The sequence below is a fragment of the Hujiaoplasma nucleasis genome (genome assembly GCF_013745115.1).
Lineage (GTDB): Bacteria > Bacillota_I > Bacilli_A > Izemoplasmatales > Hujiaoplasmataceae > Hujiaoplasma > Hujiaoplasma nucleasis.
On the sequence record NZ_CP051151.1, the window covers coordinates 1533250 to 1557255 of the forward strand.

Sequence of the window (24006 nt, forward strand, 5' to 3'; positions counted from 1 at the left end):
ATTAAGTGAGGTTTATATGAAACATTATCGTAAAGAATTATGGTTTGACACTTCAAAACGTAGAGAATTTATTAATATCACAAGAGATATTCAAGCTTGTATTGATGAAAGTCAAATATCTGAAGGTTTTGTCTTAGTCAATGCAATGCATATTACAGCTTCAGTTTTTATCAATGATGATGAAGCAGGCCTACACCATGATTTTGAAATGTTTTTAGAGAAAATAGCGCCAGAAAAGCCATATAACCAATACATGCATAATACTTATGAAGATAACGCTGATGCCCATATAAAAAGAACGATTATGGGTAGGGAAGTGGTTTGTGCCATCACGAAGGCTAAGTTAGATTTTGGCCCTTGGGAACAAATTTTCTATGGTGAGTTTGATGGAAAAAGAAGAAAAAGAGTTTTAGTGAAAATTATCGGTCAATAGAGGTGATATCTTGAATATAAAGAAAATTTCCATATGGTTAGGTGTCATGTTAGGAATATTAATCCTTGGGAGTATTGGTTATCTTATTATTTTAGATATAACATTTATTGATGCTTTATATATGACAATCATAACCATGTCAACAGTAGGTTTTAACGAAGTCTCAGAAATGAATACTATAGCAAAGATGTATACCATCATTATTATCTTATTAAGTGTTGGAATGATTGGATATATATTGAAAATAGTATTTGATTTCTTTAGTCAAGGAGATATAAGAGCGGTTTGGAGGCGGAATAAAATGGATAAAACAATTGAAAGTTTAAGTAATCATTATATTATATGCGGGGCTGGTGATACAGGCATTAATGTCATTACTCAGTTTATTAGAAGAGAAGTTCCCTTTGTGGTTGTTGAAAAGTCCGAAGAAGCCGTTAAAGAATTAGATGAACTAAATGTCTTGCATATCTTGGGTGATGCTTCTAAAGAAGAAGTTTTACAAAAAGCCGGCGTTGAAAGAGCTAAAGGCCTCATTACAACCCTTTCAAGTGATGCTGAAAATGTCTTTATTGTGATTACCGCTAGACAGTTAAATCATGATATATTCATTATTTCAAGATTCCATGACAGACCAACAAGATCTAAATTAATTCATGCAGGAGCTAATCGAGTGGTATCACCCGATGAAATTGGCGGTAAAAAAATGGCTCAATTAATGATATCTCCTAATGTGCAGTTCTTTGTGGATAATATTATTGATGCTAAAAATATGTCTATTAATATGGAAGAAGTCGTGGTCCATCAAGATTCAGAACTTGCTGGAAAATCATTAAGACAAGCAGATGTATCTAATAAGATAGGTTTAATCATTCTTGGCATTCGTAGAGAAGAAGATAAAATCATCTTTAATCCTAAAGCCAATGAAATATTAAGGGTTGGAGATAGAATGATTGTTGTTGGATCAAAAGAACAAATTACAAAAATTAGCGATATAGCTTTGGATAATAAATAAAAAATGAACGAGTTCAGTTTGAACTCGTTCATTTTAATTCATATGTTTTATGGTTGCATAATTCCAAAGAAGACTAGCCAAGCCAATAATGTTTTACCAACTAAACTTAGAATAATATAGACTCTTTCACCATAAAGATAGTTTTTCCATTTACCAACACCTAAATATTGTAAAATCATATTCACTGGGAAGGTATTAAAAGTAATGAAATAAACAACTACAATTGCCCAAACAAATCCAGGGATTTGATCAACGGCAGGTGTCGCAAACATTTGCATAACGATGATGACCCAAGGAATAATACCAGCGATAGAACCAAAAATGAATGGTAGCCAATTGACATCTTTTTTGTCTTTACCGCTATTCATTTGTTCCATCAATAATCCAAATAGATTCATAGATGCATTAATGAAGAATATAAGTAATAAGGTACCTAAATCGTAAACACCAAATAAGGTAGCGATGAGTACAATCATAATTGATGATGATAAAGCATATTCATACCATCTAAATTGATTCATTCCTTTTTCTAAATCTCTTGTATAGATTGCATAAGTTTTTTTAGGAAATGAAATAATCGCATGTGCAAGAGCAGATAAGAAGAGGAAACTTGCTACTAAAACAACGAATGGTAAAGCAAATAATACATTAGTGTCTAATACTAGACCCTCACCATCAAAATCTAAGAATGAAATGGTAATATCTGGTTGAAATAATGGTGCTCCGTCTAATAAGGCATTTTGTACAACTGTGTACGCAAGAATTAACATGATTATACCTTGTAATAAGTGAACTCCACCCATAATCATGTTAAAGCGTTTTAAACTTTCGAAACTAGTTTTTTCCATATAAATCCTCCTTGTAATTAATATAACACATCTTAAAAAAATAAATTGAAAAATGAACCAAAAAATTAAACTGTGAGTATATTTATTTTAATGAACATATGTTTATGGTATAATCCATACATAAAAACTAAAAATATTGAGGTGTAAACATGGAATATTTGAATGGTCAAGATTTATATCAAATGTTTAATTATGGTACCAATTTTGTTGTAAAAAAAAGAAGATTATTAAATGATATTAATGTGTTTCCCGTACCCGATGGTGATACTGGAAATAATTTAGTCCATACGATGCAAACCATATCAAGAGAATCAAAGGTATCTGATTCTTTTCAAGAAACGCTTGATTCTATCTCTGATTCAGCCTTGATTGGTGCTAGAGGCAATAGTGGGATTATTTTTGCTCAGTTTGTCAATGGTTTAAGAAAAGCATCACTCAATAAAGATCAAGTCTCTATTGATGAGTTTACACAAATGGCTTTAGATTCAGTTGAACATGTATACGCTGCCTTATCTAACCCAGTAGAAGGAACCATGTTGTCAGTTATTAAAGATTGGGCTGAGGGTTTAAACCATATATTACATAAGGTAAAGAATATTAAAGATTACTTTAAACAAGCCTATAAAACAGCTGAAGTCTCTTTAGAAAAAACCAAAGAACAATTGGCTGTATTAAAGAAGAACAATGTGGTAGATAGTGGGGCCTTAGGCTTTGTTTTATTTTTAAGTGGTGTTAATTCTTACTTTAATAATGAAGCCATAGAACAAGTGGATTTTGAAGAAATAGAAATAGAATATGAACATGATTTTAATGAAGAAATCTCTTATCGATATTGTACAGAAGGTTTGGTTGAATACTTACCTGGATTAAATGAAGACCTTGTAAAAGAAGCCCTTAAAATCTATGGAGATTCTTTAGTGGTAGTCATGGGGTCACACATGTTTAGGGTTCATATTCATACAGATCAACCTCATTTAGTCTTTAAAGAACTCAGAAGATTCGGAAAAATCATATCTCAAAAAGTCGATGATATGATTCAAGATATAGCTTTCAAGAAAAGCAAAAAAGATACTGTCATCGTAACAGACTCAATCGCTGATATTGATCCAATGTATTTAAAAGATCATGATGTGGCACAAATTCCTTTGAATATTACTGTGGATGATGTCCTTTACTATGATAAACTTACCATTAATAATGAAATCTTATTTGATATGATTGATGCTGGTTTAGAATATCCAACCACTTCTACACCAAGTATAAAATACATCAATGATTTATTTTCAAAACTTTTGTTACATTATAAAAATATCATCGTTATATTAGTTGCTGGTCAGTTAAGCGCAACTTATTCAGCCATAAAAACAGAAGCTGATAAATTGATTGAAAAAGGCAAAAATATCCGTGTGATTAATTCTTTAAATAACTCAGTGTCTCAAGGATTGCTTGTTAAAAAAGCTGTAGAGATGTTAGAAGCAGGTCAATCATTTGATCAAATTGTTGAGCAAATAGAAACAATGAAACATAAGACCAAAGTATTGGTTTGCTTAGAAACGTTTAAATATGCAACCATGTCAGGGAGACTACCTAAGGCAGTTGGAAAAATTGGTATGTTCTTTAAAATTAGACCAATCATGACCTTAGATGAAAAAGGTAAAGGTGCTGCTTTTGGATTTGCCTTATCTCAAAAAGGTATTACAAAGAAAATTGTTGATTATGTAAAAAAAGATATGGAGACAAACGAGATTGAATCTTATGCTTTAATTCATTGTTTAAATCCTGAATTATTAGCAGAGTATCGAACATTGTTTACAGACCTGATTGGAAAAGCACCTGAATATGAAAGTGTAGTATCTAGTGCAACCATGATCCATTCTGGTAAGGGGTCAGTTGCTATTGGATATATCAAGAAGTAAGATGAATATTTCTAAAAGAAACAATGTAGTGGTTAGCGGCCATAATCAGGAGAATTCTGTCATTTACCTTATGACTAAAACTTTTAGAATTAGAAACAATTATGGGTTATATCAAAGTTATGAATACGCAAAAAAACACCATTGTAATTATAGAATCATCCTTGTAGAACCCTATGAAACAAATCAAAGAAATCTTGATTTTTTTAATCAATACAAAGACGATTTGATTAAAAAACTCAATCATTTTACAAATGATATAGTCTTTGTTCAAAGGGAAATTTTAGATTTGAATCATTTATTAGCCCATACTATCTTTATGGATAAAGCCTATTTAAAATTTGATTTAGAATTACTAAAGAAACTAAAATTAAGTGCCTATGAAAAAAACATGATTCTTATTGAAGTGGATTCTAATGTCTTGGTGCCTATCAGCTTAGCATCAGATAAGGAAGAGTATCAAGCGAGAACGATCAGGCCTAAAATTCATAAATTAATAAAGGACTTCTTAGAAGAAGTATACCTTGAAAAAGAATTATCTATAGCAGAAGAAAAAGCTTTTCAAGTTCTTGATGATTTTAAAAAGAACAAATTAAAGCAATATGATTTACACAATGATCCTTCTTTAGATAAAACTTCATTATTGAGTCCTTATTTAAAATATGGTTTTATATCTCCAGTAACGATCTATCATCATATGGATGATTTATGTGATGAAAATACTCAAGCTTTTTTAGAAGAGTTAATTGTAAGAAGAGAGCTTGCTTATAATTTCGTTTATTATAACCAGGCTTATGATGAATTTGAATATATGACAGAAGCTTGGGCTTATCAAACCATGAAAGATCATATCAATGATCGAAGAGACTATATTTATACAAAGGAAGACTATTTAAACTTTAAGACCCACGACCCTTATTTCAATGCGGCCATGAAAGAAATGGTTTACTTAGGGAGAATGCATTCTTTTATGAGGATGTATTGGTGTAAAAAGATTATTGAATGGTCGGCAACATATAAAGAGGCCTACCAAACAGCCCTTGAATTAAATAACCATTATTTTTATGATGGTTTCACACCAAATGCTTATACAGGCGTTGCCTGGTGTTTTGGTAAACATGATCGGGCTTGGTTTGAAAGAGATATTTTTGGTAAACTTCGTTATATGAACGACAATGGTTTAAAAAGAAAATTTAATATTGATGATTATGTAAAACAAATGAATTTATTAGAAAAAGGAGAAGAATAATGGAATTTGGAAATTTTATGAAAATGTATTTAATAGCCTTTATTGTTTTTCTAGCCATTGATGCTTTATGGTTAGGATTAATTGCAACTAAATTTTATAAAACAAATATCGGCCATTTGATGGCGGAAAAACCTAACTTTATAGCGGCGGGAATATTTTATTTATTATTTATCATTGGGGTTGTCTTTTTTACTTACCAGGGTATAGCTGAACAAAACTTTTCTAAAGCTTTATTGGCAGGTGCAGTATTTGGCTTTATGACTTATGCTACTTATGACTTAACCAACCTAGCCACTTTAAAAGATTGGCCAATCATGGTAACAGTTGTTGATTTATTATGGGGAACTTTCTTATCCTCAGCCATGACAACAGCTACTTATTTTATTTATCACGCTATTTTTTAAAATATAGAGGCTTAACCTTTAAGGTTAGGCCTTTTTTAATTTAAAAAGACTTTTGTTTTATCATTTACGAAAGCGCTTTTATAAGGTATAATGTTTAGTGACGAGATTGTATTAGAAAGGAATAATTATGGAAAATTATCAAGTACCTCCCTATAAGATTAAAATGGTTGAACCGATTAAACTTATAACAAAATCACAAAGAATCAATAGATTAAAAGAAGCAGGTTATAACCCTTTTAGGTTAAAAAGTGAGGATGTATTTATTGATTTATTAACTGACTCTGGAACTGGCGCAATGAGTCATTTCCAATGGGGAGCATTAATGCAAGGTGATGAAGCATATGCAGGATCTAGATCTTTTTATAGATTAGAAAAGGTAGTCAAAGATATTACAGGATATAAGTATGTTATTCCTGCCCATCAAGGTCGGGGAGCTGAACAAGTTGTTTTGCCTTTATTAATTAAAGAAGGTATGACTGTTATATCTAACATTCATTTTGATACCACCAGAGCCCATGTTGAATTGGCTGGAGGTAGAGCAGTAGATTGCGCATGTAAAGAGTGTTTTGATTTAGAGAATTATCATCCTTTTAAAGGTAACTTTGATTTAGATAAGTTAAAAACTGTCATTAAAGAAAAGGGTAAAGAAAATATAGCAGCTATTATTATGACTATTACCAATAATTCAGCTGGTGGTCAACCTGTATCTTTAGAAAACATGAGAGCGGTCAATCATATTGCCAGAGAAAATCATATTCCTATTGTGATTGATGGGGCCAGATATGCTGAAAACTCTTTTTACATTAAACAAAGAGAAAAAGGCTATGAAAATAAATCAATTAGAGCCATCGCTTTAGAGACTTTTGCCCTTGCGGATATCTTTTTAATGTCTAGTAAAAAAGATGGTCTAGTGAATATTGGTGGGTTAATCGCCATTAAAGATAACCTAGAAATTTTCCAAAAAGCTCAAGTAAGAGTTATTCCTATGGAGGGATTTCCAACCTATGGTGGTTTATCAGGAAGAGATATGGATGCTTTAGCCATAGGTCTACAAGAAGCTTTAGATGAAGATTATTTACGATACAGAATTGATGAAATTAGATACCTAGGTGACTTATTAAAAGCAGGGGGTGTACCTATTCAATATCCGACAGGTGGCCATGCTGTTTTCGTGGATTGTGGAGCTATTGTTCCACATATTCCTTTTGATGAATTTCCTGCTCAAGCCGTATGTAATGAGTTATACATAGAAGGCGGCATTAGGGGTGTTGAGATTGGTTCCTTGTTGTTGGGTAGAGATCCAGACACCCACGAGAATTTAAAAGCAGATAAAGAATTCTTAAGATTGACCATACCAAGAAGAACTTATACCTATGATCATCTAAGATATGTAGCTGAGACTATGATAAAAGTCTATAAGAGAAGACATAAAATCAAAGGTTTAAAATTTACTTATGAATCACCAATTTTAAGGCATTTTACTGCTAAATTTGAACCTATAGAATAGAAAGAGGTTGTTATGAGTCTATTAAATGTTCAATCAGAGATTACTGAATTAAAAAAAGTATTATTACATAGGCCAGGTGGCGAGTTAGAAAATTTAACTCCTAAATGGTTAAAATCCTTATTATTTGATGATATACCTTGGTTAGATAAGGCTAGAGAAGAACATGATGCATTTGCTCAAATATTTAGAGATGCTGGTGTTGAAGTTCTTTATTTAGCTGATTTGGTTCAAGAAAGTTTAGATCAAGACCCAAAAATTAAAGAACAATTTATTGAACAATTTATTAAAGAAGCCAACATTACTAGTGAAACAATGAAAAAAGTTATCTTCAAATATTTAATGGATATTGAATCAACCAAAGACATGGTTGAAACCACCATGTCTGGTATTCGTAAGGTTGATGTACCTAACTTTGTAAAAAGAACACTATCTGATTATATTAGAGACTATCCTTTTATTACGGATCCAATGCCAAACTTATATTTTACTAGAGATCCTTTTTCAGTTATTGGGCAAGGCGTTAGTTTATCTAAAATGTATTCAATAACAAGATCAAGAGAAACCTTATATGGTGAATATATTTTTAAATATCATCCCCTATATTCAAAAGATATTGAACTTTATTATGACCGAACGCAAAACGCAACCATTGAAGGTGGGGACATATTAGTTTTATCTGATACAGTCTTAGCTGTAGGGGTTTCTCAAAGAACCCATCCAGCGGCTATTGAAAGATTAGCTAAAAATATATTCTACCAATATAAAACCAATTTTAAGACTGTATTAGCTTTTGATATACCTAAGAAAAGAGCATTTATGCATTTAGATACAGTTTTTACTCAAGTGGATTTTGATAAATTCTTAGTTCATAATGATCTAGAAAAAACCATGAAAGCCTATGCGGTTACCAAAGCAACACAAGGAGACCATAAATTAAAAGTTGTGCCTATTGAAGATAAGTTAGATAAGATTTTATCTAAATATTTAAATAAGAAAATTACTTTAATTCCTTGTGGTGGTGATGATCAAGTGGCTGGAGATAGAGAGCAATGGAATGATGGTGCCAATACCATTGTTATTCGCCCTGGAGAAGTCATAGTCTATGAGAGAAATCATATTACTAATGATATTCTTGAATCATTAGGAGTCAAGGTACATAAAATGCCATCTAGTGAATTATCTAGAGGCCGTGGCGGTCCTAGATGTATGTCAATGCCATTTAATAGAGAATAAATTAAATGTTTGTGGATTCCACAAACATTTTTTATTTTTTCTAACTTGACAGCCAAATTATAAGTGATATAATAAAAGTGTAATAATTGACATATGTCAATAATAAGGAGGTGGCAATAATGCCAGGAAGAAACGGAACAGGACCTTTAGGACAAGGAAGATTAACGGGAAGAGCTATGGGACCATGTGGGTCTAATAGACAAGCATATGGTAGAGGATTTGGTATGGGTTTTGGGAGAAGATTCCAAACATATCAAGCGACTAAAGAAGAGCTTTTACAAGAAAAAGAAGACTTGAAGCAAAGATTATTAGACATAGAAAAAGAATTAGACAAGTAGGCTAAATATGAAAATTCTTATTCCAAGTAAAGAAAAAAATGATAAGTCGCTTGTTTCTGACCAATTAGGGAGAACTACTTATTTCTACTTATACGATACTGATATTCATGAAGGGCAATTTATAGAAAATCTATATGTTAAAGAAAATCATGGGGCAGGGGTAAAAACGGCTGAATTTATTCTTAAAAATCATGTGGATTACTTAATCACACCTAGAATTGGTGAAAAAGCTTTAGATCTTCTTTTAGATACTCAAGTAAAAATTTATCAATCTAATGGTAAAATTGTTAAAGAAAATATTAAGGATTTGTTATCAGGAACTTTGGAGGAACTATATTAATGCAAGTAGCCATCCTAAGCGGTAAAGGTGGTGCTGGAAAAACACTTTTGGCTGTGAATCTGATCAATCTAATGAATGGATCTGTTTTTTTAGATTGTGATGTTGAAGAACCCAATGGTGTTTTTTATTTTTCTGATCACTTTGTTCAAGAACCTATTTACAACCTTGTACCAAAAGTTAATGATGATTTATGTATCCATTGTCACCAGTGTCTTGATGCTTGTCAGTACAACGCTTTGATTGATTTTTTAGGCAATGTCAAAGTATTGCCTAATTTATGTCATTCTTGTGGCGCATGTCATTTAGTTTGTCCTAGCAAGGCAATTTCAGAAAGAGATGAATTGATAGGCTGGATTAACCATGCTCAAGTCGATCAACATCATATCTATGGTGGTCAATTAAAAATAGGAAAAGAGACTGGGGTTAAAATTATAGAAAGTCTATTAGAAAAAGTAGATAGTTCAGTAGATTCAGTCATCGATTGTCCTCCAGGCAATGGCTGTTCAGTGATGGAAAGTATTGGGCAAGCTGATTTATGTGTCTTAGTGGCTGAACCTACTGTTTTTGGTTTAAATAACTTAAAAATGGTTTATGAGTTAACAAAGGTTTTTAATAAGAAAAGTGCTATAGTGATTAATAAAGTTGACCACAATGCTCAAGTGATTGAAGATTTTGCTAGTGAATATCAAATTCCTATTATTGGAAAGATTCCTTTTAATAAAGAATTAGCCCTAGCAAATTCTAATTTGGAAATGGTATCTCAATCTAAATTTCGTTCCTTGTTCGAAGAAATTTTACATGAAATTAGAAAGCAGGTGAAATTATGAAACAATTACTAATTTTATCTGGAAAAGGTGGCACAGGTAAGACCACTATTTCTTCTTCATTCATTTATTTAAATCAACCTAATCAAGTTGCAGATTGTGATGTAGAAGCACCTAATTTACATTTAATGATGAAACTAGATTTAAAAACAAGCAAAGCTTATCATGGTTTAAAGAAAGCCAAAATTATTGAAGACAAGTGTATAGGATGTGGACTTTGTTATGAGCATTGTCGATTTAATGCGATTGAAAACAATGATAAATATGTAGTTAATTCCTATAAGTGTGAAGGTTGTAAAGTATGTCAAATTGTATGTCCTTCCGGTGCTATTGATTTTGTTGATACAGTAGATGGTTCAATTGATTTATATGGAGACCAACCTCTGTTCTCGACTGCTAGGCTAAAAATGGGTTCTGGGAATTCAGGGCTTTTAGTGAGTGAAGTTAAAAGACTCTTGGACCTAAATGATGATCAATTAACCATCATTGATGGACCTCCGGGCATAGGTTGTCCAGTGATAGCTTCAATGAGTGGTGTTGATTTTATATTACTGGTGACTGAACCTTCTATGTCGGGCTTAAGTGATTTAAAAAGGATTATTGAAACCATTGAGAAAACAAGAATTAAGAAAGCGGTTTGCATAAATAAATATGATATTAATACAAAGATTAGTCAAAAAATCATCGATTATTTATATGATAAAAATATAGATTATTTAGGACATATCAAATATGATTCTTCAGTGAGTGACCTGATTAATCAAGGCATCAATATAGTGGAAAAAGAATCAACTGTAAGTAAACAAATAAAAGATATCTATTTAAAAGTACACTTATTAATGACAAGCAAATGATTCAATGAAATTAAGTAAATATGTTATAATCTATTTGAAAAGAATAGAGGTGGTTATCTTGTTTCAGTCAATTTTATTAATGCAAAAAGAACGCAAATATATCATTCAGGGTTCGGTGTTTTTCGTTTTATTCTTTGCTTTATATATCTTATTGGACCAACTTAACATAGGCTATAGCGAGATGATGAAAGACTATGGCTTATACTTGGTCATTGGCAATATGATTTTAAATATTATTATGGCCTTTACATCTGCCTTTATGTGGAATATTTCTACCGCTTTAGTGAAGTTAACGGGAAGAGAAGGCAAGGGTTCATTCATGTCTGGATTTGCATTTCTATTTGGAATGCTTACTTATGGGTGTACACCTTGTGTTATTGCTTTTTTCTCGACCATAGGAATTACCTTTGCGGTTGCGGCCTTACCGTTGGCAGGTTTACCCTATAAACTAATAGCCTTGGTTTTGCTATTGATTGGGTTTTTATGGCTGAAATATGAAACTAATCATGTTAAATGTAAGGTAAAAACAAAAGAATAAGCGAAATTCGTTAATTCTTTTTAAATGCAATTGTTTGTTTTTTAACTTTGTTATATAATGTAAATAAGATAAAAGATTTAGATTTTAGAGGGGGAAGTAAAAAATGAAAAAATTATGGTTATTACTATTAAGTTTATTTGCTGTGGTTGGAATTATATCATGTACTGGTGATGAAACATTACCTACTGATGAAACCGTCACAGTTTTTGAACAATTAGACATGCCAGTTAACTTAAGTGTTAACGACTCAACAAAAACATTAACTTGGGATCCGGTTGAAGATGCAGTTAAGTATAATGTATATGTTGATGGTGAATTAAAAACAGAAGTGACAGGAACATCTTATGATTTCTCTAGTTTAAGTGGAGAACAAATATCATTTACTGTTAAAGCTATTGCTCCTAGTGGTAAGTTAAATTCAAATATGAGTACTGGTGTTGCTTATGTTGCGAATAGAACTCAAGCAAAAGCTGCTATGCAATTATCTTTACAACAATATGGATTAATAGTTGATGATTCTGAAGCGTTCGCTGAAGAATTAATCAACAAAGGTATGTTATCTTCAGATTTAGATGCAATGATGACTTCACTGATGTCATTAGAAACAATGGATCCATCTGCAGGAGTATCAGCAATCTATAACGCAATTGATGGAGTTATGGATGATATGGAATTACAAAACATTGAAGCCTTAGTATCAGCACTTATTAAAGTTCAATTACCAATATTAATTCAAGAAGAAATCGATTACTATCAATCGAGAAATGCCACTTATGGTTATGATTTATATTCAGAAGATATCTTAATGTTAGAAAATTTATTAACATTTATTGAAGAAAATGCTGATGAAGCTGTTCGATCAGTTATGATTATGGTTGAGTACATTATGGATATTGAAGCTTCAATTGATTCTGAAATGCTTGCTAATATTCAATCATTGATGAATTCATTTGAAACCTCTGATGAGCCTTCAAGTCAAGATATCGCAACAATCATTGCTATTAAGGACGATATGATTAATATGCTTAAGGATAACTTGCCTGAATTAGAAGACTTTGTGATGATTAATACAACAATGATGGCTATGGCTAGTATCATGGTTGAAGATGAAGTCAATCTTGCAATTGTTAATGTTTCAAAACAATCACTTGCTTCTAAATTAAGTATTGAGTTAATGTTTGATTTTATGTTAGATATAGATCAAGCTTATCTTGAAGCTTTCGTTGAAGTCGCTGAAACAGAATCTCTTGATTCGGTTAAAGCTTTTATCAAAGAGAACCTTGGAATGATTGATGAATTCTTAGCTGACAACCAAAGTAAGATTGATGAAATCAATAACATTTATTCTGATGAAGAGAAAGAAGATATGTTTGTAGAATCAATGGTTATGACTATGACAGCTAACTTATATTACATGATGAATCTAGAAATTGATATGACTGAATTTGAAACAGAAATAAGAACTATTTTTGAAGATAATTTTGATTTTAACAATATCTTGATTTTACAAGAAGCTATGGATGAAAACTTTAATGAATTGTTAGATGCAATTATTGCAAGTGATTATGCAATTATTGATAGAATATTTGATTTAGCTGCCTTTTCTAGTGGTGGAAACGTTTTTCTAATATATAATGATGATAATAATGGACTCGATTTTGGATTCGACTATTATCTTCCTGCTGGGACTTATTACCTAGTTACTGAAGGTTTAAATACTTATGAAAGTGGCTTCTTGCAAGTATTCTTATATGCTGGAGATACAGAGTTAGTCAATGATGAAACTTATTTGTCTGCTGGTGAAAGCCTTGCTTATGAGTTTACTTTAACACAAAGTTCATTCATCTATGCTTTTTCAGAAAGTGATTTAGATACAGTAGGTTATATAGTCACTGAAGAAGTATATTTAGGAACTTCATCAAATGAAATGACTGAAACAGAAGCTGGATTTGCATTAATCAAAGAAGTTATGAACTTATTAAATCCAATGGTTCAAGACATGACGCTTACTGAATACGAAGCTTTTATAAATACTTTTTATTCTATAACCCAAGTTCAATCAGCAATCAATGATATGATGTATGGTGAACTTCAAGGCGAAATGGGAATGAGTATGATGATGGTGATTTATGATGTTATTTTCCAAATGATTCAAGATACATCTGAAAATCATTTTAATTTAATTAAAAACTTATTCGCTACCATCAATTCTAATAATTATATAGATGATCTAGAAACAATAGTATCAGAAATAGATACCAATGAAAATGCAACTTATGGATTAATGATCTTAATTTCTAATGTTTTCATAGATTTTTATGCGGATTCATCAACTGATATTAATGTTATGATTGATGAATTTATTGTTCTTATGTCTACTCCGGAAATGATGGCTCAAACTGGCTTAACTTTGGCTCAAATTACGGAATTAGAAACTAATATTAACAATACTATTACGGAAACGATAGCCCAAGCAAACATTATTAAAGATTATGATTATACAAATTTAACACAAACTCAAATGACTAATGTTATGGCTTTCGCAGCATTATTCGGCGGATTATATTATTAAGATAAATAAATAAACTTAATAGCGGCATATTTGCCGCTATTATTTTTTTGAAAATATTCACAAAACAACCATAGAATTTATGGTATAATTTCTTTAAAGGTTTGGTGACTAAATGAACATAAAAACAAATTTCTATAAGTTATTATATAAAATAATTTTCAATATAAAATATAAGATTCATATAGAGTGGAATGACTTTAACAAGAATAGAAAAGATTCTTATTATTTGTTAGCTAATCATCCATCTTTAAATGACGGCATATTACAAAGCTTGTATTTAAAGAAACAACCAACCATGGTTGTTGATCATTTAGAATTATCGAATCCAAAATGGAAACATCTATTAACCAATGTCGTTAAAAGTATAGAAGTACACCGAGAACTTTTCAATATTAAATCTATTCATGAAATTAAGGATCAAATAGATAAAAATAAAGCAATTTTAATATTCCCAGAAAAAAGCGCTTCTTATTTTGGTGAAAATCATCTATTGCCTTTAAGTACAGCAAAGTTAATCAAAAAATATCCCCTTGATATAGCCATGGTTAAAAGTCAAGGATCCTATCTAGCGAATCCTCGATGGGGAGAAAAAATACCTTTTAGAGCTAATATTGATTTAGATTATCAAATGATATTAACAAAAGAGAGAATTAAGATTTTATCAATAGAAGAAATCCATGATATTTTAGTTGACCACCTAGCTTACAATGATTTTCAATGGAATAAAGAACAAAAATATTTATATCGAAATAAACATCGGGCTTTAGGATTGGAAAAATACATCTACTTTTGTCCTAAATGTTCTAAACATCAAACTATTTATACAAAAGGCGAGAGTATTTATTGTGAACATTGCGGAAAATTAGGTCATTTTAATGCTTATTTATTATTATCTGGTTTTGAATTCGATGATTTAATGACTTGGGATAAGTTACAAAAACAAGCCTTACCGCAAATATTATCCAATAGTATCTTTACTCGCGGATCTATGAACTTATTAAATATGGATGATGATTCTATTAAAGAACTTAACTATATGGACATGGAGATAAATCCCAAGAGCAAAGCAGTTTTTGTTCAAAATAGAGATGATGAAATAATGTTTGAAATAAAAAAAATTAAAAGACTTAGTCTTTTAAGAAAAGATGAACTAGTCTTTGAATACAAAGGGATAATTTATGCTTTTAAAATAGAAGATCCAATCTTAATGAAGGATTCTTTAGAATATATTAAGAAGCAAGATTGATATATTTTTTAGATATGATAAAATAAAGTTAAGATAAATAAAAAAGGAGGATTTTTTATGAATATTTATTTTTGCGAAAAATGTAAAAGAATTTGTTACACCTATCCAGTGGATTCACCACTAGATTGCTGCAAACAACCAATGATATTACTAGAAGCTAAAAAAGAAGAAGAAGGTAATGAAAAACATTTACCAGTCATTGAAAAAATCGGCGAAAACAAAATTAATGTTAAAGTAGGTTCTGTTGAACATCCTATGCTTGAAAAACATTTCATTCAATGGATTTTTATTGAAAACGGTGACAGATATCTTATTAAAACATTTGAACCTGGAGACAAACCTGAGGCTGACTTTGTTGTTGATTTAAATCAACCTGTGAAAGTCTATGAATACTGCAATATTCACGGTTTATGGATGAAAGAATTATAAAAGCAAAAAGAAAGCCAATAATATGGCTTTCTTTTTTCAAATCAATTGTAAAATACCTATATTTAGGTTAAAATATTCATATACATTTTATTTGTCGGTGGTGATGTCTTTGGCTTTCATTGAAGCACTCAAGTATTTATTTTTAGGAATTGTCCAAGGGGTCACAGAAGTATTACCAATTTCTTCTAGTGGCCATGTTGAAATTTCTAGATATATTTTGAAAATTGATTTTGCAGATAATATCTTATTTTTAATTATTGTAAACACGGGCTCTTTATTTACTTTTATATTTTTATATCGGGAAAGACTTTTGCGACTGATAACGTCTTTTTTTGTATATATATTTAATAAGGCTAAAAGAGACTCAGTTAAATCAGATTTTGTTTATATTTTAAAGATTATTGTCGCTATTATTCCAGCAGGACTTGTAGGACTAATATTAGAAGATACTATTAATGATATACTATCAACACATGGTCTTTTGCTTGTGGGAATAGGGTTATTATTGACAGCGACTGTCCTATATTACATCACAAGAGAAGAACCTTTTGATTCAAAGAGAAAGAACTTAAGCTGGACAGATATTGTCCTTATGGGATTGGCACAGTCGGTGGCTTTAATCCCAGGAGTATCTAGATCCGGTATGACTAGTTCTGCAGCTTTAAAAAGAGGCAATTCGGTTGAGTCTGCATTAGATTTTTCTTTTATCATTTATATACCAGTATCCATAGGATCGATATTGTTAATGTTTATTGATATATTTAGAGGCGAAAAAGTTGTATATGAAAATAATCAAATTTTCTTATATCTATTAGCTTTTTTAGGGGCTATGATTGCGACTTATATTGCTTATAATCTTATTTTTAATATCTTTAAATCTGGTAAAATTAAATACTTTTCTTACTACTGTTTCGGTGCGAGCGCTTTTGCTATATTGCTTTATATCTTATAGAAATTAGGTGGTTATATGGATTTACTAGAATTAGTCCGTTATATACTTTATGGTATTGTTCAAGGAATATTCGAAGTATTACCAATATCTTCAAGTGGCCAAGTGGCCTTTATTCAGTTTATAGTCAATGATCAATTTGAATACAGTCAATTCTTTTTAATTGTAGTCAATTTAGGATCGTTATTCGCATTAATCGTATATTTCAGAAAAAATATAAAAGAATTATTATGTCATACATACTTAGATTTGGTTAAGAAAAAAGATAATCCAGAATATAAAAAATCATCCATATATTTAAAAAATATTTTGATTGCTATTATACCTATAGGTATATTAGGGACAATCTTGACCTTATCTGGTATTGATATTGCCAATATATCTTTAATTATTATTGGTGTAGGGGCTTTATTGACAGGTACAATACTTTATTTATCAAGACATCGTACTGATTTATATACTTCGACTAAAGTCACAGCTAAAAAAGCTTGGGTTATAGGCTTATTTCAGATCTTAGCTTTAATACCTGGTGTAAGTCGTTTGGCAGTGACTGCCACAGCTGGAACCCAACAGGAATTATCTTATAATACAGCCTTGAAATTTTCGCTTCTAATGAGCATTCCTATATCTCTAGGCTCAATATTGGTCTATGTGGTTAGAGGTTTTGTTGATATCCATAGCTTATTAGATTTTGATACTTCTTTATGGTATATGTATTTTTATTATTTTACCTCTATGTTTATAAGTTTCTTTGGTACTTTGTATGCCTTGAAGTTTATTTTCATCATTACTCAAAAGGGTAATTTTAGAATGTTTTATGTCTATAATGTGATCTTTGGTTTGATCGCTTTATTGATAGGAATTATTAGATATTAAATTATATGACTTTATTGTTTTATAAAGACGATTATTGTATAATAGCATTAATCATAATTAAAGGAGATTTACTATGAATGAAGAACTAGATAGAATAAATACTGAACAAGAAGAAGGGATATCTTTAAAAGAACTTTTTAAGATAGTTTGGAACAATATAGCCTTGATTATTATTGTTGGGTTTTGGGTTGTTGTATTAGGTATTGTATATACCTTTGTAATTGCGACACCTAAATATACAGCCAATGCTTCCCTACAAATGCAAGTTAAGGTTGAAGAAAATGTAGGCAGTGAACAATCTGCTCTTTATATTGCCAATACAATTAGAGGAACATATAATGATTTTGCTATTTCAAACACTGTTTTAGCAAGTGTGATTGAGGATGTTCCTGAACTTGAGAATACATCAATCAGCAATTTGAAAAGTCAAATTTCTATTTCCAGCCCTCAAGATGCTTTGATTATCTATATACAAGTAGAATCAACATCACCTGAACTCGCTCAAGAGATAGCCAATCAATTAATTGAAAATTCGATTGAAATCGCTAATGGAACTAGAGAAGATAGAGAAAATATTTATTTGAAAGATAGGTTAAGCCTTTTGGATGAAGCTACTTATCCAAGTGGTCCTAGTTCTCCTAACAAGGTTTTAAATATTGCTATATCAGTTATCTTAGGTGGAATCATTGCTTTGGGTGTTGTTTTTATTAAAGAAGCTTTTAATAATAAATTTAAATCACCTGAAGAACTAGAAAAACACTTAAAAATCAAAGTTTTAGCTACAGTTCCTGGTACCATTAAAGAAAGAAAGGTTGTGGAATAATGGAATTTTTTGAATATAGAAATGTTGTCTTAGAAATGCCTAATTCTCCTGAAGCTGAAGCTTACAGAAAATTAGAATTAAATATACGTTTACACGGCATTGATAAACCTATCCAAGTTATTCAAACCACATCCGCAACTCCTAGAGATGGTAAAACTACTACAGCTATAAATTTAGCAGCTGTTTATAGAGAACGTGGAAAAAAGACTTTAATTATAGATTTTGATTTAAGGAAACCAAAAATTCATCGTGCCTTTAAAAAAGCCAATGATTTAGGCTTTTATGATTATATAGTTGAAGATAAATCAGTTGAAGACATCATCATTAAAGATGAATCTGGCATTGACTTAATTCTATCTGGCCAACACACAACAAGTCCACATATTATTTTAGAAAGCAAAAAAACTCATGCTTTAGTTGATTATGTGAAAAGTAAATACGATGTGATTATTGTCGATTCACCACCAGTTTTATCTGTGACTGATGCCTTTATTATTTCTAAAATGGTTGAAGGTGTTATATATGTTGTGGCTTACAACCAAACCAAAAAAGAAGAAGCTAAAATGGGCTTAAAACAACTACAAGATGCCGGTATTAACATATTAGGATCTGTATTCGCTAATGTAGATCCAAAAATCACAGGTTACTCATATAATTACTATTACAGTAAAGAGGAGTAAAAATTATGATGATTGATATTCATACCCATTTACTACCATTTGTAGATGATGGGGTAAGGGATTATGATGAAGCAATCCAAATCATTAATGATTTAAGTAAACAAGGGGTTAATGATATTTTTATTACCCCACATTATTATAAATTAAGAAATTATATATCGAGCCCAGAAGAAAATAAGCAAATTTTTGATACTTTAAAATCTAAGCTAGATATGAATGATATTAGATTATACCTGGCCAATGAAATTAAATATACCAAGGACACTTTAAAAGATATAGAAGATAAAAGAGTCTTAGCCTTATTTAAGAATTTATATTTGGTTGAGTTTTCTACAGATATATCTGTCTATGAGCTCAGTGAAGCTATTTTTAACATGATTGTTAAAAAATATATACCAATAATAGCTCATGTTGAAAGATATGAGAATTTAAATAAAATTGAGGATGTTAAGGCTTTTAAAAAAATGGGTGCTCTTATTCAAGTAAATGCAACAAGTTTGCTTGGTTCTAGGGGTTTAAGAACCAAGAAGTGGATAAAAAAATTAATTAAGGAAGATCTTGTTGATTTTGTATCCAGTGATTCACATCGTATTCATGAAAATTTAATGAAGGATGCTTATCAATATTTAGAGAAAAAATTCTCTAAAGAATGTGCTGAAAAATTAATGAACAATCAAATAGTGATACAAGCATAATTCAATATCTTAGGTATTGAATTATCTTTTCTTAGAAAGGTGATGTTTTTATGAACAATAAACGTGTATTAGTTGTTGATGATGAATTTAGAATAAGGAAACTCTTGGTTGAGTTTTTAAAACGCCACAACTATGATACAGTTGAAGCTAAAGATGGTGAAGAAGCCATTGATATTTTATTTGAGAAAAATGAAAAATTTGACTTAATCATCCTTGATGTGATGATGCCTAAATATGACGGCTGGTATGTCTTAGAAAGTATTAGAGACTATATGACAACCCCTGTTGTTATGTTAACTGCTAGAAGTGATGAGTATGATCAATTAAAAGGATTTAAGTTAGGGGCAGATGATTACGTGACTAAACCCTTTTCTCCTTCGGTTTTAATGGCAAGAATTAATAAGATACTCCATAAGGAAAAAGAAGAAGTTCAAGTCTTAGATTTTGGTCTAATCCATATGGATTTAGCATCAAGGCAAGTCTATGTTAATCAAGATAAAATAGAGTTAACCCCTAAAGAATTTGAACTTTTAAGGTATTTTATTAACAACAAGGGTATAGCCTTATCTAGAGATAAAATTTTGAACGCAGTTTGGAATTACGATTATTATGGAGACTTAAGAACTGTTGATACTCATATTAAACAATTAAGAGCTAAATTAGGAGATTTATCATATTATATCTCTACAGTTAGATCTGTAGGGTATCGTTTGGATGTAGAAAATGAATTCATCACTGAGAAGTAAACTCTTTTTAATCACCTATGGGACTATTTTAGCTTTTATTGCAGGTTTGATTATTTTTAATAATACCATATTAAGAAACTATTATACATTTAGAAGAAATACTCATTTAGTTGAAGCCTATGAAGAGACTGTAAGACTTAACATTCTAGATATTGATTATGAGAATAAAGTCGCTGTCATTGAAAGTGGTTATAATATTTCAATTCAAGTATTGTATCAAGAAAATGAACTTGACCTAAATAAGAGTTTCCAAGAAACATTAGAGGATGATCAAATATTGACCATGGTTTATGGACATTCTTATTGGCTTAATCGTCAAGATGTTTTACATTTTATTTATGAATATCAAAAATCTTTAATGAATCAAGAAGAGTTCTCATTAGCTAGAGATGTTGATATTGATTCATCACAAGAAAAAGCTTTTCTTTTTGATGTTGATCCTCGATCTGTTAATCACGATGAAGAACTCGTAGGTTTATTTGTGGTAAAACCCTTAAATCAGGGATATATGTATTATTTTAATACCATCACAACATCTTCAATCAATGAGAATATTTGGATATTCAATTCTTTTACCGTGGTTTTAGGTATGTTCTTTATGATTTTATCTGCTATTGTCATGTATTTTCTTTCTTATAAGTTAACAAACCCTATTTTGGAGATTAATCGAGTGGCTAATGAAATCGCAAATCTTAATTTTTCTGATAAAGCTATGGTTGAAACAGAAGATGAAATTGGCCATTTAGCGCAATCTATCAATATAATGTCGGATGAATTAAAAACCAATATAGAAGAATTGAAAGTATCTAATAAACGACTTGCTGAAGAAATTCTCTATAAAAATGAAATAGAAAAACAAAGAAGAGACTTTATTGCTTCTGCTTCCCATGAATTAAAAACACCATTGTCCTTAATTATGGGCTATTCAGAGGCCTTGAAGTTAGAGGATATTTCTAAAGAAGATAAAGATAATTATCTTGACATTGTCATAGATGAAACCCATAAAATGAATAAATTAGTGAGAGAACTGCTTAATATATCACAAATTGAATCTGGTGTAATTACAGTTAACCAATCAGAATTTTCTATTAAGAAATTAGTTGAATCAACCTATCAGTTATTGGCCATAAAAATTAATGAAAAAGATATAAGTTTCTCTATGGATGTTGAGGATATTTTGGTCCAATCTGATTACGATCAATTACAAACGGTCTTAATTAATTTTATTAACAATGCCATTAACCATATATCCGATCCGAATAAAATACATATATCAACTCGAGTTGAAGATGCATTTGTAAGACTATCTGTATTTAATACAGGAAGTCAAATTCCTGAAGAAGATATCTTAAACTTGTGGGATAGCTTTTATAAGGTGGATAAGGCAAGAACAAGAGCCTATGGTGGTCATGGTTTAGGATTATCTATATGCAAAACTATTTTTGAATCTTTAGATTATTCTTATGGTATTAAGAATGAAAAAAATGGTGTTACGTTTTATTTTGATATCAAAATCATAAAACCGATTGAAGCAGATATAAGTCTGTGATAAAATAATTCGAAGTGGTAGGTGGGGTTAATGAAAAATTTATTAAGTCGAAGTCGTTCCTATTTAAGGAATAAAACAAAATTTAACTTTATGGCAATTGATGCCATAGGTATAGCCTTTACTTATACAATCATGATTGTATTGTTAAGGTTATATGTTTATACAGAATTCGACTATAAAATGGCCTTCACCCTACTTCCTAGCATTATTATTTTTAAGATAGTATATTACTATATATTTAAAGTTTATCATTTGGTATTGGTCAATGTTGGTTTGGATGAAGTTGTTAAAATTTCTATTCATATAGGTATTTCAAATACCATTATCGCGATTATTACTTTAGCCATTCCAAATTTTGAATTTATTCCTGAATTTTTCTTTATTTTTACAACATTCTTAGAAATTTTCACTATGGTAGCGCCAAGAATCATACGTAGATTATTAAAACTTGTCATGCCCAATCATATGTATCGCCCCGGGAAAAGAACTTTGATTGTTGGGGCTGGACCTGGTGGTAAAATTGTTCTAAATGAGATAAGAAATAACCCACAGGTTTTTAATAATCCTATAGCCTTTGTGGATGATGATGAAAATAAAATTGGACAATTATTATCTGGCTATGAAATACTCGGCCCTATCAAAAAAATACCAGAAATCATTGATGACTTGCAAATACAAGAAGTTATCATTGCGATTGCTAATATTAGTAAAGATAAGTTACATGATTTAATTCATATTATTTCTTCTAGATCAGTAACCATAAAAAGATTACCTCAATTATCAGAATATAAGGATGATGAACCTAACAAAATCATTGATGTTAATGTTGAAGATTTGCTTTCAAGAAAACCTGTTGAACTTGATAAGACAGGTATCAAAAGTTTTATTCACCATAAAACAGTTTTAGTCACTGGTGCAGGTGGCTCAATAGGTTCAGAGCTAGTGAGACAAATCGTTGATTATGAACCTGATTTATTAGTATTGTTTGATATCTATGAAAATGGTGTTTATGATTTACAGTCAGAATTAAATATTAAATTTAGAGAAACCAAAAAGAGAATACAACTCGTGATATTAATTGGTTCAGTTTATAATTACCAAAGATTAGAAGATGTATTTAAAACTTATAAACCAGATTTGGTCTTCCATGCTGCTGCATATAAGCATGTACCATTAATGGAAGATAGTGCTGTTGAAGCAGTTAGAACCAATATTTTAGGAACTTACAATGTATGTAAATTATCAGATATATATCAAGTCAAGAAAATGGTTTTAGTCTCATCAGATAAGGCGGTAAGACCAACCAACGTGATGGGCGCTACCAAGCGTTTTGCTGAAATGATTATTCAATCCTTTGCTAATCAATCAAAGACTTCTTATTCAGCTGTTAGATTTGGTAACGTATTAGGATCCAATGGTTCTGTAGTGCCTTTATTTAAAAAGCAAATTGAAAATGGTGGACCTGTTACTTTGACAGATAAACGAATCATCCGCTACTTTATGACGATTCCAGAAGCGAGTGGATTGATTTTACAATCGGCTGTTTTTGCAGAAGGTGGAGAAATCTTTATACTTGATATGGGTGAACCTGTTAAAATTTATGATTTGGCACTTAAAATGATTAAGTTATCGGGCTACAAACCTTTTGAAGAAATTGATATCAAAGTCATTGGTTTAAGACCAGGTGAAAAATTATATGAAGAGTTATTGGTAGATAAGAGTAACGGTCATATCAAAACCAATAATGAAAAAATATTTATAGAGAAAATTCCATGCCATATGGACATTAATAAAGAAGTATCTGATATTATTCAAATCTTTGAATCACTAGAGAATATTGAAATAAAACAGATGATTCGAAAGTATGTTGATACTTATCAACTTAAATTATAAAACAAGGTGGAAACATCTTGTTTTTTTCTTGGATAAGAAAATGTGAAATTTATCT

Annotated in this window: 24 protein-coding genes; 23 read left to right on the plus strand and 1 reads right to left on the minus strand. The window is 30.6% G+C overall.

Annotation, left to right across the window (positions count from 1 at the left end):
• The first annotated feature begins 16 nt into the window (after window positions 1–16).
• Together HF295_RS07390 and HF295_RS07395 are read left to right on the plus strand one after the other, a co-directional pair.
• Window positions 17–433 (plus strand): secondary thiamine-phosphate synthase enzyme YjbQ, encoded by a 417-nt coding sequence (locus tag HF295_RS07390; protein WP_312031530.1) that lies wholly within the window; start codon window positions 17–19, stop codon window positions 431–433.
• A gap of 10 nt (window positions 434–443) precedes the next feature.
• Window positions 444–1445: a potassium channel family protein gene (locus tag HF295_RS07395; RefSeq protein ID WP_312031531.1), complete on the plus strand. Its 1002-nt coding sequence runs from the start codon at window positions 444–446 to the stop codon at window positions 1443–1445.
• Between the two features lie 47 nt (window positions 1446–1492).
• Here the strand turns inward: HF295_RS07395 and heR are convergent, their stop codons facing one another.
• Complete coding sequence (heR, locus tag HF295_RS07400) at window positions 1493–2293, minus strand: heliorhodopsin HeR (RefSeq protein WP_312031532.1); 801 nt, start codon at window positions 2291–2293, stop codon at window positions 1493–1495.
• Between the two features lie 149 nt (window positions 2294–2442).
• On the opposite strand from heR, the gene HF295_RS07405 reads away from it, so the two are divergent.
• From HF295_RS07405 to HF295_RS07505, 21 genes are all read left to right on the plus strand, one after another.
• Window positions 2443–4209, plus strand: a complete 1767-nt coding sequence (locus HF295_RS07405; protein WP_312031533.1) for a DegV family protein — start codon at window positions 2443–2445, stop codon at window positions 4207–4209.
• Between the two features lies 1 nt (window position 4210).
• Window positions 4211–5455 carry a hypothetical protein gene (locus tag HF295_RS07410; RefSeq protein ID WP_312031534.1) on the plus strand — a complete coding sequence of 415 codons (1245 nt, stop codon included), beginning with the start codon at window positions 4211–4213 and terminating at the stop codon, window positions 5453–5455.
• Window positions 5455–5859 carry a DUF2177 family protein gene (locus tag HF295_RS07415; protein WP_312031535.1) on the plus strand — a complete coding sequence of 135 codons (405 nt, stop codon included), beginning with the start codon at window positions 5455–5457 and terminating at the stop codon, window positions 5857–5859. Before HF295_RS07410 ends, HF295_RS07415 begins: the two co-directional genes overlap by 1 nt.
• A 127-nt stretch (window positions 5860–5986) precedes the next feature.
• Window positions 5987–7366, plus strand: a complete 1380-nt coding sequence (locus HF295_RS07420) for a tryptophanase (RefSeq protein WP_312031536.1) — start codon at window positions 5987–5989, stop codon at window positions 7364–7366.
• A gap of 12 nt (window positions 7367–7378) precedes the next feature.
• Window positions 7379–8599 carry an arginine deiminase gene (gene arcA, locus HF295_RS07425; RefSeq protein WP_312031537.1) on the plus strand — a complete coding sequence of 407 codons (1221 nt, stop codon included), beginning with the start codon at window positions 7379–7381 and terminating at the stop codon, window positions 8597–8599.
• A 119-nt stretch (window positions 8600–8718) separates the two neighbouring features.
• Window positions 8719–8937, plus strand: coding sequence for a DUF5320 domain-containing protein (locus HF295_RS07430; protein WP_312031538.1), 219 nt, complete (start codon window positions 8719–8721; stop codon window positions 8935–8937).
• Between the two features lie 7 nt (window positions 8938–8944).
• A complete protein-coding gene (locus HF295_RS07435; RefSeq protein WP_312031539.1) occupies window positions 8945–9277 on the plus strand; it encodes a NifB/NifX family molybdenum-iron cluster-binding protein in 333 nt (110 codons plus the stop codon).
• On the plus strand, window positions 9277–10104 hold the full coding sequence (locus tag HF295_RS07440) for a 4Fe-4S binding protein (RefSeq protein ID WP_312031540.1): 828 nt from the start codon (window positions 9277–9279) through the stop codon (window positions 10102–10104). Before HF295_RS07435 ends, HF295_RS07440 begins: the two co-directional genes overlap by 1 nt.
• Window positions 10101–10955: an ATP-binding protein gene (locus HF295_RS07445; RefSeq protein ID WP_312031541.1), complete on the plus strand. Its 855-nt coding sequence runs from the start codon at window positions 10101–10103 to the stop codon at window positions 10953–10955. The genes HF295_RS07440 and HF295_RS07445 overlap by 4 nt, the downstream gene beginning before the upstream one ends.
• A 34-nt stretch (window positions 10956–10989) precedes the next feature.
• On the plus strand, window positions 10990–11493 hold the full coding sequence (locus HF295_RS07450; protein WP_312031542.1) for a hypothetical protein: 504 nt from the start codon (window positions 10990–10992) through the stop codon (window positions 11491–11493).
• A gap of 103 nt (window positions 11494–11596) precedes the next feature.
• The gene (locus tag HF295_RS07455) at window positions 11597–14065 is read left to right on the plus strand and encodes a hypothetical protein (RefSeq protein WP_312031543.1); all 2469 of its coding nucleotides are present in this window, start codon (window positions 11597–11599) and stop codon (window positions 14063–14065) included.
• Window positions 14066–14177: 112 nt separating this feature from the next.
• Entirely contained in the window at window positions 14178–15311 is a 1134-nt protein-coding gene (locus HF295_RS07460; protein ID WP_312031544.1) for a lysophospholipid acyltransferase family protein, read from the plus strand.
• A 57-nt stretch (window positions 15312–15368) separates the two neighbouring features.
• Window positions 15369–15740, plus strand: a complete 372-nt coding sequence (locus HF295_RS07465) for a desulfoferrodoxin family protein (protein WP_312031545.1) — start codon at window positions 15369–15371, stop codon at window positions 15738–15740.
• Between the two features lie 109 nt (window positions 15741–15849).
• Window positions 15850–16692 (plus strand): undecaprenyl-diphosphate phosphatase, encoded by an 843-nt coding sequence (locus HF295_RS07470; protein ID WP_312031546.1) that lies wholly within the window; start codon window positions 15850–15852, stop codon window positions 16690–16692.
• Between the two features lie 15 nt (window positions 16693–16707).
• Window positions 16708–17565 (plus strand): undecaprenyl-diphosphate phosphatase, encoded by an 858-nt coding sequence (locus HF295_RS07475; RefSeq protein ID WP_312031547.1) that lies wholly within the window; start codon window positions 16708–16710, stop codon window positions 17563–17565.
• A 73-nt stretch (window positions 17566–17638) separates the two neighbouring features.
• Window positions 17639–18388: a YveK family protein gene (locus HF295_RS07480; RefSeq protein WP_312031548.1), complete on the plus strand. Its 750-nt coding sequence runs from the start codon at window positions 17639–17641 to the stop codon at window positions 18386–18388.
• Window positions 18388–19068, plus strand: coding sequence for a CpsD/CapB family tyrosine-protein kinase (locus tag HF295_RS07485; RefSeq protein WP_312031549.1), 681 nt, complete (start codon window positions 18388–18390; stop codon window positions 19066–19068). Before HF295_RS07480 ends, HF295_RS07485 begins: the two co-directional genes overlap by 1 nt.
• A gap of 5 nt (window positions 19069–19073) precedes the next feature.
• On the plus strand, window positions 19074–19763 hold the full coding sequence (locus tag HF295_RS07490; protein WP_312031550.1) for a tyrosine-protein phosphatase: 690 nt from the start codon (window positions 19074–19076) through the stop codon (window positions 19761–19763).
• Window positions 19764–19813: 50 nt separating this feature from the next.
• On the plus strand, window positions 19814–20509 hold the full coding sequence (locus HF295_RS07495; protein WP_312031551.1) for a response regulator transcription factor: 696 nt from the start codon (window positions 19814–19816) through the stop codon (window positions 20507–20509).
• Window positions 20487–22058, plus strand: a complete 1572-nt coding sequence (locus HF295_RS07500; RefSeq protein WP_312031552.1) for a sensor histidine kinase — start codon at window positions 20487–20489, stop codon at window positions 22056–22058. The genes HF295_RS07495 and HF295_RS07500 overlap by 23 nt, the downstream gene beginning before the upstream one ends.
• Before the next feature lie 30 nt (window positions 22059–22088).
• Window positions 22089–23951 carry a polysaccharide biosynthesis protein gene (locus HF295_RS07505; RefSeq protein WP_312031553.1) on the plus strand — a complete coding sequence of 621 codons (1863 nt, stop codon included), beginning with the start codon at window positions 22089–22091 and terminating at the stop codon, window positions 23949–23951.
• The last annotated feature ends 55 nt before the right edge of the window (window positions 23952–24006 follow it).